This is a genomic window from Terribacillus jepli, assembly GCF_047228925.1.
GTDB lineage: Bacteria > Bacillota > Bacilli > Bacillales > Amphibacillaceae > Terribacillus.
Genome location: NZ_JBFEGH010000021.1, coordinates 1 through 16,744 on the forward strand (window position 1 = coordinate 1; position 16,744 = coordinate 16,744).

Below are 16,744 nucleotides of genomic sequence, written 5' to 3' on the forward strand. Positions count from 1 at the left end.
TACCTCTTCGTTTCTAAGCGGTTTCTTTCGCTTTTCGTTGGTGTCCAGCTGTAGAAACCAGAAACTGCGCTGTAAGCGATAAATCCCTGCGAAAGGAAAGGGCACCTTTCTACGGGCTTTCTCACTTACCACTCCGTTTCTAAACGGTTTTCTCCGCTTTTCTTTAGTGTTACAATAGGATAAATATTCTTTAGTAAGAATATAGGCTAATTATTGCCTTGGTGTAAAGAAAATATATTGACAAAGCTTCTGTTTTTTTTTACAATTACTTTTGTTGCCATGAGGTGAATTAACGTGAAAATTCCGGTTCAAAAGCTGAAAGCCAAAGGTCTTGAACCTTTCGAATTTACAGAGCAAGTGGATGTCTCAGACATCCAGGGCAAGAATGACATTCGTCGTATTGATCCGGTGAAGGTCAGCGGTCAGGCTACATCATATGGAAACGACATTACTGTCAAGTTCACGATCGATGGGAAGATGATCTTGCCATGTGCGCGTACTCTGGTGGATGTGCCGTATGAATTCCATATCGATGCGACTGAATTGTTTACGCTGTCTCCTTATGCAAGTGCGGATGACGAGTCGGAGATACATCCTGTTGAAGGAGAACTGCTTGACTTGAAACCGTATATAGAGGAAAATATTCTCTTGGATGTTCCTTTTCGTGTATTTTCCGATGATCAAACGGTATATGATAATGCCGTGACAGAGGGAGAAGGCTGGCAGATTGCCAGTGAGGAAGCCCAGCAGGACAAGATCGATCCGAGGCTTGAGAAGCTGCAGGCTCTCTTGAAGAAGGACGACGAATAAGCATTGTAACGATTGAAGGAGGTGTAGGACCGTGGCAGTACCTAAAAGAAGAACTTCTAAAAAAGTTAAAAACCAACGCCGTACACACAAAAAATTGCATGTACCTGGAATGGTAGAATGCTCTAACTGTGGAGAACTTACAAAACCACACCACGTTTGCAGATCTTGCGGACATTACGATGGAAAAGCAGTGGTTGAAGCGTAAGTAAGACGACATCTGTCGGCAATATTGCCGACAGATGTTTTTTTATATTCTATCGTCCGTTTTCTAGTCTAGTATTTTCCCCTCTCGCATATATTGATAGCAGAATAGAAGAGGGGGGAAGCATTTTGAAAAGTACGAGACAGGATGCATGGTCGGATAAAGAGGATGTTCTGCTGGCAAATACGGTGTTGGATTATATACAGGAAGGCAAGACGCAGCTGGATGCCTTCCGTGATGTCGCGGTAAAGCTCAATCGGACAGCGGCTGCCTGTGGGTTCCGCTGGAATGCGTCGCTTCGGCAGTATTATCAAACGGATATCGAAATTGCCAAACAACAGCGTAAACAGCAGCTCCCTGTAACAGAAAAAGAAGCTGCCCCGACAAAGGATGAGAAGGAATCCATCAGCTTGGAAGCAGCCATCGATCTGCTTGAGAAAGTGAAACAGAATATCCAGGTACCGAAAAAGGCACCGCAAGAAGAATTGCGCACACTTCAAGCAGAAAACGCCAAGCTTAAGGATCAAATTAAACGGTATCAGGATGCATGCATTGAAATGGAGAAGCTTTGCCGGTGGGTAATCGAGGAAGCGGAGACAAATTAAAAAAGCCCAGTTGGGCTTTTTTCATTTTGTCGGCTGCCATGTCATGATGGATAAGTTGTCTTCCTGCTTTTGGCTGTCCTTAAAATGCAGTTTGTTCCAAAAGGCTTCCGAGTTGACCCTCGCCTTCGTACGGACTGGCTTGGCAAAAGACTGGACGAACGCAACAAGAGAAGAACCGAGTTTATTGCCTTGGTATGCTGGCAGCACCTCAAGTTTCGATATTTCCACATATCCCTTAGGAGGATAAAAGGTGTTGTCACGCTGTTCGTTCACAAAAGTGAGCGCCATTCTGGCTGCAAGCTCATTATCCATATAAATTCCATAAAATAAAGTGTCATCATCGCTTTCGATAAGACTGAGCCGGAATTCATCCAGCATAGAAAGCTCTGCATTCCCCTGTGCTGCAAAGCGTTCGAAATCCTCAGCAGTTTTGTAGTTGACTGGCAATTTTTCCACTTTAGCAAATGTCATACAGATTCCCCTCTCCGTATTAAAAAATTTTGCTTCGTGCTTATGTTTTCAATATATATGAAAACGTTTACAAATTCAAGCGTTATATTTCTTATGTCCATTCTGTCTGTTCTTTTGCTAAAATAAACAATTAGGTATATGACGAATGGGGGAACGGGGATGAAAATCAATGTGATCGGCGGAGGGGCGATCGGGTTGCTTGTAGCCGCCAAGCTCGGCAGATTTCATGAAGTGCGGCTTCTGACAAGAACTCAAGAGCAATCCCGTAAGATTGCAGCAGAAGGAATTTTTATGGCAGATAAGGTGACAGAGGTTGCCGCCTTGCCTTTTGACTATTTACAGGATCTGGAAGAAACGGATGTGTGGATTGTTTGCGTGAAGCAATACGACTTGAAAGCTGTTTGGGAGGAACTGAAGCAGCATGCGAAAACTGCAGTCGTCTTTCTTCAAAATGGAATGAATCATACCGATCTGCTGCGTGAGGAAGATGTCACTTATCCGGTGATTGTTGGTTCTGTCGAACATGGAGCCATGAGAATAGATGCCCGTACAATAGAGCATACAGGAGAAGCCGCAATCCGACTCGCCAATCTGACTGGCAGTTATGCAGATGAACTTGCAGAACAGCTGGATGAAACGGATTTTCCTTTTGTGTATGAGCCGGATTGGTATAAGATGCTAGGGACAAAGTTGATTGCGAATGCGGTGATCAATCCATTGACTAGCATCTATCGAGTCAAAAATGGTGAACTGCTTGCACACAAATCATTTGAGAAAGTGGCAGTTATGTTATGCAGGGAAGCTGCCATTACGCTTGGTTTTGAGGAGAAACAGCAATGGGAAAACATACGGCGGATCATACAAGCTACAAAAACTAATCAATCTTCGATGTATAAGGATATCCAAGCTGGCGGAAAGACGGAAATCGAAACCATTTCCGGTTATATCCGCAAGCATGCACAACAAGCGGTTCCTTATACGGACTTTGTTTACTATAGTATACTTGGACTTACGAAACAGCAGGAGAGGACTAATCCATGACCCACTTAATTGCTTATCTTTTGGCTGCAGCAATCACCGTCCCGCCGCTTGCAACTTGGTTATACTATATGATTGCCCGGCGTATTATCCGCAAGAGGCGGAATGCTTTTCTCCATAGCGTGCAAACTACTGCCGTATTCTATATCTTTTCTGTTATGATTATGTTGCAAATCATTTTACAGCATGCAGTAATCGGTTATATGATTGGATTCCTTGCGGTGTTGTTTATCACAATCGTGCTGATGCATCACAAACACCGAGGCGAGATCGTTTTCAAGCATGTGTGGCGGATTTTTTTGCGCATCTGCTTCCTTTTGTTCGGTCCGCTGTACATCCTGCTGTTAATGACGGGTGTTATCATCACATTCATCAGACAATAATACATATATTCAGATGTAAATAAAAAGGAGTACTTATTATGGTAATACAACCAATGGGACTGGAGAGTCCAAACAAATTGGTGGCCGATTATCGGGCAGAGCTTCCATCCATCATGGGAAGTTTCGATTTCTCTCCATTTCGTCAGGATAGTTATGTGTCCAGACTGAAAGAGCTCCAAGCTCGAAAATTTCCGAGGGAGGCGCTGGTTGAACTTCTCCATAAACGAAATGAAGAGTGGGGAGCAGATCAAGCTACATTCCAGAATATCGATAAATTAGCAGACTCCCAAACTGTCGCTGTCGTCGGCGGCCAGCAGGCGGGACTTTTCACTGGTCCTTTATTGACATTGCATAAGATAACTTCCATCATCGCACTTGCATCGGAGCAAAGTGAAAAGCTCGGGACACCGGTCATACCAGTTTTCTGGATAGCAGGTGAGGACCATGATGTGGAGGAAATCAATCACATATTCCTCCCGAATCGTAATAATATGAAGAAACTGAAGTGGAAACAGCATTTGACCGAAAAGATAGCTGCTTCGGATGTAAAACTCGACAATGAACTGATGCATGATTTCTTGCACGAAGTGATCGCTTCTTTGCCGGAAACAGAGTACACGAAAGATATCCACCGGATAATCAGCGACATTCTCAATCAGTCTGGAACATTCGTCGATTTCTTCGCCAAGCTCATTCACCACCTATACAAAGAAACTGGTTTGGTACTGTTGGATTCAGGTGATCCAGAACTGCGCCAAATAGAGCGTCCCTTTTTCCGTGAGCTGATCAGCAAACAGCTGGAGATAAGCCATGGTGTCTATGGTGCATCGCAGAGACTTCAGCAGATGGGTTACACAGACGTACTGGGTGCAGAAACAGAAGATGCCAACCTGTTCTGTTACATCGAAGGAGAAAGGACACTGCTCGTCCGCGACGACCAAGGAAATTGGCGCGGAAAAGGGGACGAAGCTGTATTTACAGAGGAAGAGCTGTTACTGGTGGCGGAATCAAGCCCCGAAAGACTTAGTAACAATGTCGTGACACGACCGTTGATGCAGGATTATTTGCTGCCGGTGCTTGCTTTCATCGCTGGTCCTGGGGAGATTCAATATTGGGCGAACTTGAAGCCAGGCTTTGAGGCTGTTGGTTTCAACATGCCTCCTGTGATGCCGCGTCTTTCTTTCACGATGCTTGACGGCAAAGTGGAGAAGCTGCTCGATCGTTATCGTCTAAGTCTGGAAAAAGCAATTACTTCTGGTGTCGAAGCGGAGAAGATTCATTATCTAGCTGCACAGCAGCAGCCGCCGATTGCTGTATTATCTGAACAAGTGAAGCAAGCGATGGCTGAATTGCACGCACCGCTGCGACATAGTGCTGCGGTCATTGCTGATGATCTTGGCAGTTTAGCGGAAAAGAATCTCCGTCATTTGGAACAAGATATCGATTTCCTCGTGAAGCGAATGGAGGCCAGGATCAAAGAACAGCATGGGGTGGCATTATCCCATTTTGATCATATCCAATGCATGCTCCATCCGGAAAATGGGCTGCAGGAGCGGACATGGAATGTATTTTCATACTGGAATAGACATGGTGTGGAGATTTGGCGCGAATTATCGCAGAAAACCTATGATTTCACAACCTCGCACTATATCGTAAAGTTATAATGGAACAGAATGCGTGTCTGGTCGACGACCAGGCGCGTTTTTTTGTGCAGAAACGTCCGAAAAAGCGCTAGGGAAGGGAGAAAATGCTAATAAAAAGTGTGCATATTGAGGTGGTGAAATGTGGGGGGATGTGGTACTATGAAAATGGAAAGTGGGGGCGGAGTCTATGTTTATGGGGGAATTCCAGCATACGGTCGATACGAAAGGACGCATTATCGTACCTGCCAAGTTCCGAGAAGACTTGGGCGACAGGTTCGTACTGACCCGAGGATTGGACCAATGTCTGTTTGGATACCCTATGGAGGAATGGAGACTTCTGGAAGGAAAACTAAAAAAGCTGCCATTGACCAAGAAGGATGCCCGTGCATTCACTCGCTTCTTCTTTTCAGGAGCAGTCGAATGTGAGCTTGACAAGCAAGGGAGAATCAACATCCCTGCACCGCTCAGGAAATATGCAAAGCTGGAGAAGGATGTTAGCATCATTGGTGTATCCGGCCGGATTGAATTCTGGGCGGAGAGCGAATGGAACTCCTATTTTGATGAATCTGAGGAATCTTTTGCTGAAATCGCGGAAAATATGCTTGATTTCGATATTTGATGGCAGCCGAAAGGATGTAAAAGCTTGTTTGAACATTATAGTGTGCTGAACAGGGAGACGATTGAAGGACTTGCTGTGAAGCCGGAAGGTACATATGTGGATTGCACCCTAGGCGGAGGCGGTCACTCCGAAGTGATTTTGAAACAGTTATCCGAAAAAGGAAAGCTGTATGCGTTTGATCAGGACAAGCAAGCCATCGAGGCCACATCGGCCAGATTGGCGGAGTACGGCGATCGAATCGAATATATCCAGGCGAATTTCCGTCACCTGAAAAGCGAATTGGAGGCAAGAGGCGTCACGGAAGTGGATGGGGTTGTATTCGACCTTGGCGTATCCTCTCCGCAGCTCGATCAGGCAGAAAGAGGATTCAGCTATCAGCACGATGCGCCGCTTGATATGCGCATGAATCAGCATCAGGCGCTGTCTGCCTATGAGGTGGTCAATACGTGGTCTTACGAACAGCTTGTGCGGATATTCTTCCGATATGGCGAAGAGAATTTTTCCAAGCAAGTTGCAAGAAAAATAGAGAATAGACGAGAAACGAAACCGATTGAAACGACATTCGAGCTGGTTGAAGTGATCAAGGAAGCAATTCCTGCTCCAGCAAGAAGAAAAGGCGGCCATCCGGCCAAACGAATTTTCCAGGCTATCCGGATTGCGGTGAACGATGAACTGCAAGCATTCCGGGATGCGCTGCAGCAAACAGCAGAGATAGTTGCAGTCGGTGGAAGGGTATCAGTGATTACCTTCCACTCGCTGGAGGACAGGATGTGTAAGCAGGCATTCAAATCTTGGAGCACGCCGCTGCCGGTACCGCGTAATATCCCGATATTACCGGAAGACAGCAAGGCACCGTTTGCTCTTGTTACGAGAAAGCCGATAGTTGCAAGTGATGAGGAACTGGAAGATAACAGAAGATCCCGTTCCGCTAAACTCCGCGTAGCAGAGAAGATAAAACCGTGGAGTTCCAAATTCGAATTCTAATACAGGGGAGGAATAAGCTTGAGCGCAGAAAGAGCGAGAAGCTGGCAGCAGAGCAGTCCGGCACAAAGACCGCAGCAGCAGCCGAAACGGCAGGTAAAAGTCAAGGTTCACAAGAAAACGTGGATTACGCCAGGAGAGAAGATTCTTTACACATTTTTCAGCTTGGTCATCTTGGCTGCAGCAGCTTATTTCGTAACCTTCGCAGCTTCGACGTATAATATCAACCGCGACGTGGAAGCGCTGGATGCAGAAATCAGCCATCAGCAGGTTGCCAACAAAGATCTGACTTATGAAGTAAAAGAACTGAGCAAGCCTGAACGTATCATCGATATCGCACGTGATGCAGGCCTGAAAGTGCAAAGTGCAAAAGTAAAAGAGGCCAATAAAGTCTCTGAATGAGAAAGGTACTGTTAATATGAAAAGTAACAAGACGTCACAAAGAATGGCGATGGTTCTGTTATCCTTCTTTGCTGTTATCTTTCTTGTCTTAGCTGGACGTTTCTTGTTCATACAAGCCTCTGGTGAAGTTGCCGGGGTAAATTTAAAGGAATTTGCGGAAAGTAAGCGGACCGACTCGTATACATTGGAAGCGACGAGGGGGAAGATACTGGATCGCAATGGAATGGAGTTGGCGTATGATCAGCCAACTTATTCTATTTATGCGATTGTCAGCGAAAAGTATTCCGCGGATAAAAAACATCCGATCCATGTGACGGATGTGGACAAGACAGCAGAGGAAATAGCGGAAATCATCGATGCTGATCCTGCTGATTTAAAGGAACGTCTGCAAAAAGGTATCGATGAAGGGCTGTGGCAAGTAGAGTTCGGCTCTGCAGGAAGCGGCCTTTCACAAGATCAAAAGAAACAAATTGAAGATCTTGAATTACCTGGTATCCAATTCACGGAAGAAGCTGAACGTTTTTATCCCAATGGAACTTTCGCCTCTCAGATCATCGGTCTTGCCCAGCGAAAAGATGGCGTCATTACTGGTCTGACGGGTATTGAGCAGCAGCTGAATGATCAGCTGTCCGGCAAAAACGGAAATATATCCTATGAACGAGATGGCTATGGATACAAGCTGCTTAATCCCAGTGAAGAAGTGCAGGCAGCCCATGATGGCGATAATGTCTACCTGACCATCGATCAGAAAGTCCAGACTTTGCTGGAGGATACACTCACCCAAGTGGAGAAAAAGTGGAATCCTAAGAAAATCAGTGCCGTTGTCATGAATCCAAAAACCGGTGAAATTGTAGCAATGAGCAATCGTCCAAGCTATGATCCAAACAATCCGGAAAACGTGGAGAACTGGTATAATGATGCCATTTCCAATCCGGTTGAGCCTGGTTCTACAATGAAGATGTTTACGGTTGCGTCTGCCATCGAAGAGGGGAAATGGAATCCGGATGAAAAATATAAATCTGGAACATACAAAGTCGACAAAGATACGACGATCGGGGACTATAATAAATCCTGGGGTTCAATCAGCTACCTGGAAGGCATACAGCGTTCTTCCAACGTTGCAGTAGCGAATCTGGTTGCAAACAAAATCGGTGAAGATAAGTTTCTTGAATATTTGAAGAAATTCCATTTTGATCAGAAGTCGGGCATTGATTTGCCGGGTGAGATACCGGGTACGATTTTGTACAACTACGAAGCAGAGCGAATCAGTACATCCTATGGGCAGGGAACGACGGTAACACCGATCCAAATGATCACTGCCGCAAGTGCGATCGCGAATGACGGTAAGATGGTGTCACCGCATATCATCGATAAAATCGTCGATCCCGACACGAATAAGATAGTTGAGCAAAAGAAAACGGAAGTACAAGCGAAACCAATCTCGAAAGAAACAGCAGATGAGACTTTGAAAATACTTGAGTCGGTTGTAACGTCTGAACATGGAACTGGTAAACCATACAAACTGGATGATTATAGTGTAGCTGGTAAGACTGGAACAGCACAGATACCGAATCCCAGTGGTGGGGGATACATGAAGGGGAAAGAGAATTATCTATTTTCCTTCCTTGGCATGGCGCCTGCTGATGATCCGGAATTGATCATGTATGTTTCCGTCCTTCAGCCTGAACTGAGTGCAACGGAAACTGGCAGTGAACCAGTTGCCTTCATTTTCAAGAATGTAATGGAAAACGCGCTGCACTATATGGATATCAGCCCGGATCAAACGGATAATCAGGAAGAAGTAACAGAAAAGCACGTCCCGGATATAGATGGGATGTCCACTCGTGCAACGAAGAAAGCGTTGGAGGAAACCGGCATGGAGGTGGTTGTCGTCGGCGAGGGGGATAAAGTTGCCTCGACGAATGTCCAAAGCGGCAATGCAGTCATTGAAGGTGAACGTGCCGTCATCGTCACAGATGAACCGACAATGCCGGATATCAAAGGCTGGTCGATGCGCGAAGTACTTGAATTGGGTGAGCTTTTGGAATTGGATGTAGAGACAATCAACAGTGGCTATGCCAAGACGCAAAGCATCAAAAAAGGAACGAAGCTGAATAAGAACGATTATCTTGCTGTCGAATTCTCGACATAAGGAAACCGAACAGTGGTCTATCCGCTTGCGAACGGACATAACATGGATACAAGCCTACCTTTGTATACGAGGGAGAGATTTGTTTGAAAAGAGTATCCAATGTTACGATGCGCAAGCGGCTGGTCACTGTTTTTATTTTGGCTTTCATCGTGTTCCTTGTCATCGGAATCCGATTAGCATATGTCCAATTCGTCCTGGGTAAGGATCTGGTGGACAAGGCTGAGGATTCCTGGAGCCGAAACATTACATTTGAGCCGGAAAGAGGAAAGATACTGGATCGGACCGGAGAAGTGCTGGCAGAGAATGTTTCTGCACCGACGGTCATGGTCGTACCACGTCAAATCAAGGATCCCGACTTAACAGCAGAGAAGCTTGCGGAGATTCTTGGAATGGAAAAGGACAAGGCTTTGCAGCATGTGACGAAAAAGGCATCGATTGAAAGGATCCATCCAGAGGGGCGGAAAATATCTGAGGAGCAGGCAGAAGCAATTCAGGCCCTCAATATGGAAGGAGTATATATCGCCAAAGATTCGAAACGGCACTATCCCAACGGTGATTATCTATCCCACGTACTTGGCTTCAGTGGAATCGACAATCAAGGATTGATGGGGCTGGAAGCATATTATGATGAGGAGTTGAGCGGAGAAGCTGGCAGTTTGTCGTTTTTCTCCGACGCTAAAGGACATCGTCTGGAAGATATGGCGGATGTCTATCAGGCACCGACTGATGGGATGGATCTGCAGCTGACGATAGATTCTGATATTCAGACCATCGTGGAAAGGGAACTGGATAATGCAGAAGCGAAATATAATCCTGACGGTGCCATTGCGCTGGCAGTGGATCCTGATACAGGAGAAATTCTGGCGATGTCATCAAGACCGTCTTTTGATCCGGAAAATTACAAAGAAGCCGATCCTGATACGTATAACAGGAACCTGCCGATTTGGAGTTCGTATGAGCCTGGAAGTACATTCAAAATCATTACACTTGCATCAGCTTTGGAAGAGAAGGTAGTCGATTTGGAGAATGACCATTTTCATGACAGTGGCTCCATTAAAGTCGACGGCGCTACATTGCATTGCTGGAAACGCGGCGGTCATGGGGATCAGACATATTTGGAAGTCGTGCAAAACTCTTGTAACCCGGGCTTTGTTTCATTGGGACAGAAACTTGGAACTGAACGTCTGTTTTCTTATATAAAAGATTTTGGATTTGGTGAGAAAACCGGCATCGATTTGCAAGGTGAGGGAAAAGGAATTCTGTTTGATCCTGCAAAGATCGGCCAGGTCGAAACAGCCACCACTGCTTTCGGACAAGGTGTTTCCGTGACACCGATTCAGCAGGTAATGGGTGTATCAGCAGCCATCAATGGTGGATATCTTTATCAACCTTATATCGCCAAATCTTGGAAAGATCCGATCACTGGTAAAACGAAGACTGCCACCGAGTCAGTCATGAAACGGCGGGTAGTATCCGAGGACACGTCGGAACAAGTCCGTTACGCACTTGAAAACGTAGTGGCTAAAGGAACAGGTCGCGGGGCTTACCGCGAAGGTTTCCGGATTGGCGGGAAGACGGGAACAGCACAAAAAGTAGGAGCGAACGGCACCTATATGGAAAATAACTATATTCTTTCCTTTATCGGATTCGCTCCGGCCAATGATCCGGAGATTGTCGTTTATGTCGCTATCGATAACCCGAAAAACACAATTCAGTTCGGTGGTAAAGTGGCTGCGCCGATCGTAGGTACCATCCTGGAGGACAGCCTTCGTTCAATGGGGGTGGCACCACAGAAAGATGGGCTGGAGAAGTCTTATAGCTGGCCTGAAGAACCGCCGGAAGAAACCCCGGATTTCGTTGGTATGAAAAAGCGCGAACTGACAGAGTACTATACAACGCTGAATGTAGAATTGAGCGGTGAAGGCGAATATATCATCGATCAGGAACCAAAAGCTGGAACAAAGATAGAGGCAGGATCCACTGTCCGCCTGTATTTATCGGAAAACCCGCCTGAATAAATCGGATGAACCATTCCTGCAGACATAAATTCTGGTATAATGGGAAAAGGTTTTTACGCTTCAATCAATTAAACAAACTAAACTTTGCATTTTGTAAGGATTAATGAAGGACGTGGCAATTTTGAAACTTGCAGTTTTATTATCCGCACTGCCTTTTTATGAACAGCAGGCGGACCATGAACAAATCGATATTACTGGTGTGACGATTGATTCTAGGGAAGTCGAATCTGGCAATCTATTCATTTGTATAGATGGTGCCGTAGTCGACGGACATGCGTTTGCCAAACAGGCACAGGATCAAGGAGCAGCGGCGATACTTGCCGAACGCCCACTCGATGTTTCGATCCCTGTCATCCTTGTGAAGGACACATTGCGTGCTCTTGCTCCATTAGCGAATGTTTTTTACAACCATCCATCCAAAGAGATGCGGGTCATTGGAATTACCGGTACAAATGGCAAAACGAGCATGACCTATTTGCTGGAAAGTATATTCCGTGCCAATAAAGAAGCGACAGGGGTAATCGGAACGATCCAGATGAAAATCAAGGATGAAACATATCCGGTGAAAAACACGACACCGGATGCACTTTTCCTGCAAAAAGGATTCCGTAAGATGGTCGATGAAGGAGTAGATACGGCTGTCATCGAGGTTTCCTCCCATGCGTTGGACAGGGGGCGGGTGCACGGCACGGATATCGATGTTGCGGTATTCACGAATCTATCGCAGGATCATCTGGATTATCACGCTAGCTTTGAGGATTATTTCCATGCAAAAAGTCTTCTATTTTCCCAGCTGGGCAATACCTTCGATCCAGAGCATCCGAAATACGCAGTCATCAATGCAGATGATCATTATGCAGAGGCTTTGATAAAATCAACTGCTCAGCCAGTTTGCACTTATGGAATAGACAAACCAGCAGATATCATGGCCACAGATATCCAACTTGCATCCAATGGCACTAGCTTCCTGCTTCAGACACCAAAGGGCGAAGCTAGAATCACGAGCAAGCTGATGGGTAAATTCAATGTCTACAACATGCTCGCTGCTGTTGGTGCAGCTATATGCAGCGATATACCTTTTGCGACAATATGCAAGGCGCTGAAAGTGACGACTGGAGTGGCAGGACGATTCGAGCCAGTCATGGCTGGGCAGTCCTTCGGTGTGATTGTCGACTATGCACATACACCGGATTCCCTGGAGAATGTGCTGACAACGATAAAATCTTTCGTGAAGGGCAAGATAATAACAGTAGTTGGCTGCGGAGGCGACCGTGATAAGACGAAGCGACCGCTTATGGCTGGAAAAGCAGTCCAATATTCGGATACAGCCATTTTCACAGCTGATAATCCGCGGACAGAGGATCCCGGGGCCATCCTGGAAGATATGATCAGAGGATTGGAGTCAGACAAATATGTCGTCGTTCCGGATCGGGCAGAGGCAATCCAGCATGCCATCGACCTTGCACAAGCGGATGATATCGTTCTGATAGCAGGAAAAGGACATGAAACCTATCAGATCATCGGAACTCAGGTGCTTGATTTCGATGACCGTCTTGTCGCAGCGGAAGCTATCAAAAGAGCGGGACTAGGAGAATGACAATGCTATTTACAAGTGATTTCCTATATGATCTATTCCCTGATGCAACGAAGCAGCAGGATTTTGAGATTGTACAAGTAAATACCGACAGCAGGAAAGAAGCACCTGACAGTCTATTCGTCCCGATCAGGGGAGAAAGATTCGATGCACATGCTTTCATAGAACAGGCAATCACGCAAGGAGCAGTCGCTTCCCTATGGGACAAATCAGTCCCTGTCCCGGAAGCTGCTGCTGCGATTGTCCTATTTCTTGTCGATGATACGTTGGAAGCACTGCAACAACTTGCAAAAGCGCACCGGGTGGCAGTTGACCCGATTGTTGTCGGCATTACCGGTTCGAACGGCAAAACGACTACAAAAGATCTGGTGACAAGTGTTTTGAAAGAAAAATACGAAGTGCTTGCGACCAAAGGAAATTTGAATAATCATATCGGTTTGCCTCTCACTGTATTAACGATGCAGCCTTCCTGTGAAGTACTCGTTTTGGAGATGGGGATGAGCAATTTCGGTGAGATCGAATTATTATCCCATATTGCGCAGCCGGATTATGCAATTATAACGAATATCGGTGAATCCCATATTGAATTCCTTGGCTCAAGGGAAGGCATTGCCAAGGCGAAGAGTGAAATCACTGCTGGTTTGGCTGAGGATGGCATTTTGATCATCGATGGGGATGAACCCCTCTTATCCTATCATCATGATAAAAAGACGACTGTCACTTGCGGCTTCGAAGCGCAAAATAAAGAGCGTCTGCATGTCGAGCAGACACTTGATGCAGCGACTGTTTTTTCAGTGAATGGAGAAAAATATACATTTTCCTTGCTCGGGGCGCATAATGTACGGAATGCGGGCTATGCAATTGTTCTAGGCAAACAGCTTGGGGTAAGTCGGGATCATATTCAACATGCATTGCATGCCCCGTCAATGACGGGTATGCGAATGGAAATGCTTGCTGGGTTGAATGGCAGCAAGATCATCAATGATGCTTATAACGCTTCTCCGACCTCGATGAAGGCAGCAATCCGGACAGTTCAGGAGCTGCCGTTTGCAAAACGTATACTCGTACTTGGGGATATTTATGAAATAGGGGCAGAATCAAAACGCTATCATCGGGAAATTGCCAACGCGATCACGACGGATACTTCCTATGTATTTACAGTTGGTGAGGACGCAGTTGAAATCACCGATGCATTGAAAGATGAAAAAATTACGGCGATTCACTTCCATGACAAGGAATCCCTGGCAGAGGCATTGGTGCCGTTATTGCAGGAAGATACGATTGTGCTGCTGAAAGCATCAAGAGGGGTGAAGATGGAATCCATACTTGACACAATCGCTGTTATGGAAGAGAATTAATAGCTGGTAATCAGAATAGAGGCGCCACTGGCGTCAACATTTACTGGACGGGTGCTTTTTTAAAGGAGGAAAACATCAATGAACGTGGCACTATTACTTGTGACAATTGCGGTAGCATTCATCGTCACCGTCCTTATTTCTCCAATAATCATACCATTTCTTCGCAGGTTGAAATTCGGTCAGAGTATTCGTGAGGAAGGACCTAAATCCCATATGAAGAAGTCGGGTACACCGACGATGGGCGGCGTGATGATCATGATCAGCATTGTCGTGTCTACATGGATCATGCATGCAATCGGAAATATTCATATGAGCCTGGAAACATGGCTGCTATTATTCGTCTTGGTCGGATATGGCTTACTCGGCTTCCTGGATGATTTCATCAAAGTAGCAATGAAACGGAATCTTGGATTGACATCCAAGCAAAAGATGATCGGTCAGATCATCATTGCGATTATTTTTTATGCACTGCTTCGATACAACGATTTCGGTACGTACATACAAATTCCGGGAACATCGATTCAGTGGGATCTAGGCTGGGGTTATTTCTTCTTGATCCTTGTCATGTTGGTCGGCGCATCCAATGCCGTCAATTTGACGGATGGTCTGGATGGCTTGCTGGCAGGAACCGCGGCAATTGCCTTTGGAGCTTTTGCTGTCGTGGCGTACTATGATGTCCAGCAGACACAGATTACCGTATTTTCTTTGGCAGTAGTCGGTGCTTTGCTTGGATTCCTTGTATTCAACGCGCATCCAGCGAAGGTATTCATGGGTGATACGGGATCATTGGGACTCGGCGGAGCAATTGCAGCGGTAGCCATCCTTACCAAGATGGAAGTATTGCTGATTGTCATCGGCGGTGTTTTCGTTATCGAGACACTTTCCGTCATGATCCAGGTCATATCATTCAAGACGACTGGGAAACGGGTGTTCAAGATGAGTCCGCTTCACCACCATTATGAGTTGTCCGGTTGGTCTGAATGGCGTGTCGTCACGACATTCTGGGCTGTGGGACTATTATTCGCTGTCATCGGCGTTTACATGAAGGTGGGATTATGATGCCTGATTTCGAAACCGCATTCCCATATCAGCATGTGCTTGTACTCGGCTTAGCTAAAAGCGGATTTGCTGCTGCGAGTACATTGCTCGCCCACGGGCGTAATGTACGTGTAAGTGATTTGAATGCATCCAACCAGGAAGAGCTGATCCGAATATTGGAACAAAAAGGTGCCGAAGTGAAGCTTGGGCCGCAAGAAGTGGAACTTCTGGATGGTATGGATGTCTTGATCAAAAATCCAGGCATCCGCTATGAAAATGTGATCGTGCAAGCAGCCATGGAGAGGGATATCCCTGTGCTGACGGAAGTGGAACTGGCCGGTTTGCTCCATAAAGGCACATTGATCGGCATTACCGGTTCAAATGGAAAAACGACTACGACGACACTTGCTTATGAGATGCTCCAGGAAAGCCAGGTGAGTACGTATGTCGCAGGTAACATTGGAACGGCCGCATCTGAGGTTGCCAATAAGACAACGGAAGACGACCGGCTTGTTTTGGAACTTTCATCGTTCCAGCTCCAAGGCATAGATCAGTTTAGGCCGCACATCAGTGTGATGCTGAATATCTTCGAAGCACATTTGGATTATCACCATTCCCTTGAAAACTATGAGCAGGCGAAAGCGAATATCTTCCGTAATCAGGATAAGAGCGATTATCTTGTCTATAACGCGGAAGATGAACGGCTGCGCGAGATAGTCAATGAGGCACAAGCGACGCTTGTTCCTTTTTCCGGTGCACGAAAGCTGGACAACGGAGCATGGTATGATGAATCACATGTGTATTTCAAAGATGAGCCGGTAGCGGCAATCAAGGACATACTCCTTGTCGGCGGCCACCAGCTGGAAAACATACTCGCTGCTGTTGCAGCTGCCAAGCTGGCAGGGGCGACCAATGAAGGCATCCAGCGCGTATTGAAGACATTCTCAGGCGTTGAACATCGTCTGCAGTATATTAAACATATCAATGGCCGAGCCTTCTATAATGATTCCAAGGCCACCAATATCCTTGCAACATCCAAAGCATTATCTTCATTCGATCAGCCCACCATCCTGCTTGCAGGCGGCTTGGATCGCGGCAATACATTTGAAACACTCGTTCCATTCATGGAACATGTAAAGGCGCTGATCGTGTTCGGTGAAACAGCTGAGAAACTGCGGGAAACTGCCTATATGGCTGGTATCGAGCTTATCGAGCATGCCAAGGATGTCAAAGAGGCAGCATCCATCGCCTATCGCATTTCCGAAAGCGGCGATGTCATTTTGCTGTCTCCGGCATGTGCAAGCTGGGATCAGTATCGGACATTCGAAGAAAGAGGAGACATGTTTGTGGAAGCGGTGCATACATTAGAGTAGGGGCTTGTCCTGCTCAGCCGCTTCGCTGCATGCGGACCCCCAATTCCAATCCAAGGA

The 16,744-nt window shown here is 46.2% G+C and carries 16 protein-coding genes; 15 read left to right on the forward strand and 1 reads right to left on the reverse strand.

Annotated features, from left to right (window positions below):
• The first annotated feature begins 294 nt into the window (after nucleotides 1–294).
• The 3 genes from AB1K91_RS18075 (at nucleotide 295) to AB1K91_RS18085 (ending at nucleotide 1,617) form a co-directional block, all read left to right on the forward strand.
• Nucleotides 295–810: a YceD family protein gene (locus tag AB1K91_RS18075; protein WP_413091871.1), complete on the forward strand. Its 516-nt coding sequence runs from the start codon at nucleotides 295–297 to the stop codon at nucleotides 808–810.
• A 31-nt stretch (nucleotides 811–841) separates the two neighbouring features.
• Nucleotides 842–1,015 carry a 50S ribosomal protein L32 gene (rpmF, locus tag AB1K91_RS18080; protein WP_095214603.1) on the forward strand — a complete coding sequence of 58 codons (174 nt, stop codon included), beginning with the start codon at nucleotides 842–844 and terminating at the stop codon, nucleotides 1,013–1,015.
• A 125-nt stretch (nucleotides 1,016–1,140) separates the two neighbouring features.
• Nucleotides 1,141–1,617, forward strand: coding sequence for an RsfA family transcriptional regulator (locus AB1K91_RS18085; protein WP_413091873.1), 477 nt, complete (start codon nucleotides 1,141–1,143; stop codon nucleotides 1,615–1,617).
• A gap of 21 nt (nucleotides 1,618–1,638) precedes the next feature.
• Here AB1K91_RS18085 and AB1K91_RS18090 read toward each other — a convergent pair whose 3' ends face one another.
• Nucleotides 1,639–2,088 carry a GNAT family N-acetyltransferase gene (locus AB1K91_RS18090; protein WP_413091875.1) on the reverse strand — a complete coding sequence of 150 codons (450 nt, stop codon included), beginning with the start codon at nucleotides 2,086–2,088 and terminating at the stop codon, nucleotides 1,639–1,641.
• A gap of 159 nt (nucleotides 2,089–2,247) precedes the next feature.
• Between AB1K91_RS18090 and AB1K91_RS18095 the strand changes: the two genes are divergently transcribed.
• The 12 genes from AB1K91_RS18095 to murD all read left to right on the forward strand — a co-directional run bounded on the left by AB1K91_RS18095 (nucleotide 2,248) and on the right by murD (nucleotide 16,687).
• Entirely contained in the window at nucleotides 2,248–3,129 is an 882-nt protein-coding gene (locus AB1K91_RS18095) for a 2-dehydropantoate 2-reductase (RefSeq protein WP_413091877.1), read from the forward strand.
• A complete protein-coding gene (locus AB1K91_RS18100) occupies nucleotides 3,126–3,509 on the forward strand; it encodes a DUF3397 family protein (RefSeq protein ID WP_413091879.1) in 384 nt (127 codons plus the stop codon). The genes AB1K91_RS18095 and AB1K91_RS18100 overlap by 4 nt, the downstream gene beginning before the upstream one ends.
• A gap of 38 nt (nucleotides 3,510–3,547) precedes the next feature.
• Nucleotides 3,548–5,173: a bacillithiol biosynthesis cysteine-adding enzyme BshC gene (bshC, locus tag AB1K91_RS18105; protein WP_413091881.1), complete on the forward strand. Its 1,626-nt coding sequence runs from the start codon at nucleotides 3,548–3,550 to the stop codon at nucleotides 5,171–5,173.
• Between the two features lie 166 nt (nucleotides 5,174–5,339).
• Nucleotides 5,340–5,771 carry a division/cell wall cluster transcriptional repressor MraZ gene (gene mraZ, locus AB1K91_RS18110; RefSeq protein WP_413091882.1) on the forward strand — a complete coding sequence of 144 codons (432 nt, stop codon included), beginning with the start codon at nucleotides 5,340–5,342 and terminating at the stop codon, nucleotides 5,769–5,771.
• Nucleotides 5,772–5,795: 24 nt separating this feature from the next.
• Nucleotides 5,796–6,755: a 16S rRNA (cytosine(1402)-N(4))-methyltransferase RsmH gene (gene rsmH, locus AB1K91_RS18115; protein WP_413091884.1), complete on the forward strand. Its 960-nt coding sequence runs from the start codon at nucleotides 5,796–5,798 to the stop codon at nucleotides 6,753–6,755.
• Between the two features lie 18 nt (nucleotides 6,756–6,773).
• Complete coding sequence (ftsL, locus tag AB1K91_RS18120) at nucleotides 6,774–7,154, forward strand: cell division protein FtsL (RefSeq protein WP_413091885.1); 381 nt, start codon at nucleotides 6,774–6,776, stop codon at nucleotides 7,152–7,154.
• 16 nt (nucleotides 7,155–7,170) lie between these two features.
• Nucleotides 7,171–9,306, forward strand: coding sequence for a penicillin-binding transpeptidase domain-containing protein (locus AB1K91_RS18125; protein ID WP_413091887.1), 2,136 nt, complete (start codon nucleotides 7,171–7,173; stop codon nucleotides 9,304–9,306).
• Between the two features lie 83 nt (nucleotides 9,307–9,389).
• Nucleotides 9,390–11,324 (forward strand): stage V sporulation protein D, encoded by a 1,935-nt coding sequence (locus AB1K91_RS18130; RefSeq protein WP_413091889.1) that lies wholly within the window; start codon nucleotides 9,390–9,392, stop codon nucleotides 11,322–11,324.
• 121 nt (nucleotides 11,325–11,445) lie between these two features.
• Nucleotides 11,446–12,921 carry a UDP-N-acetylmuramoyl-L-alanyl-D-glutamate--2,6-diaminopimelate ligase gene (locus AB1K91_RS18135; protein ID WP_413091966.1) on the forward strand — a complete coding sequence of 492 codons (1,476 nt, stop codon included), beginning with the start codon at nucleotides 11,446–11,448 and terminating at the stop codon, nucleotides 12,919–12,921.
• Nucleotides 12,922–12,923: 2 nt separating this feature from the next.
• Nucleotides 12,924–14,276: a UDP-N-acetylmuramoyl-tripeptide--D-alanyl-D-alanine ligase gene (locus tag AB1K91_RS18140; RefSeq protein ID WP_413091891.1), complete on the forward strand. Its 1,353-nt coding sequence runs from the start codon at nucleotides 12,924–12,926 to the stop codon at nucleotides 14,274–14,276.
• A 78-nt stretch (nucleotides 14,277–14,354) separates the two neighbouring features.
• The gene (gene mraY / locus AB1K91_RS18145; RefSeq protein WP_413091893.1) at nucleotides 14,355–15,335 is read left to right on the forward strand and encodes a phospho-N-acetylmuramoyl-pentapeptide-transferase; all 981 of its coding nucleotides are present in this window, start codon (nucleotides 14,355–14,357) and stop codon (nucleotides 15,333–15,335) included.
• The gene (gene murD, locus AB1K91_RS18150) at nucleotides 15,335–16,687 is read left to right on the forward strand and encodes a UDP-N-acetylmuramoyl-L-alanine--D-glutamate ligase (RefSeq protein ID WP_413091895.1); all 1,353 of its coding nucleotides are present in this window, start codon (nucleotides 15,335–15,337) and stop codon (nucleotides 16,685–16,687) included. The genes mraY and murD overlap by 1 nt, the downstream gene beginning before the upstream one ends.
• The last annotated feature ends 57 nt before the right edge of the window (nucleotides 16,688–16,744 follow it).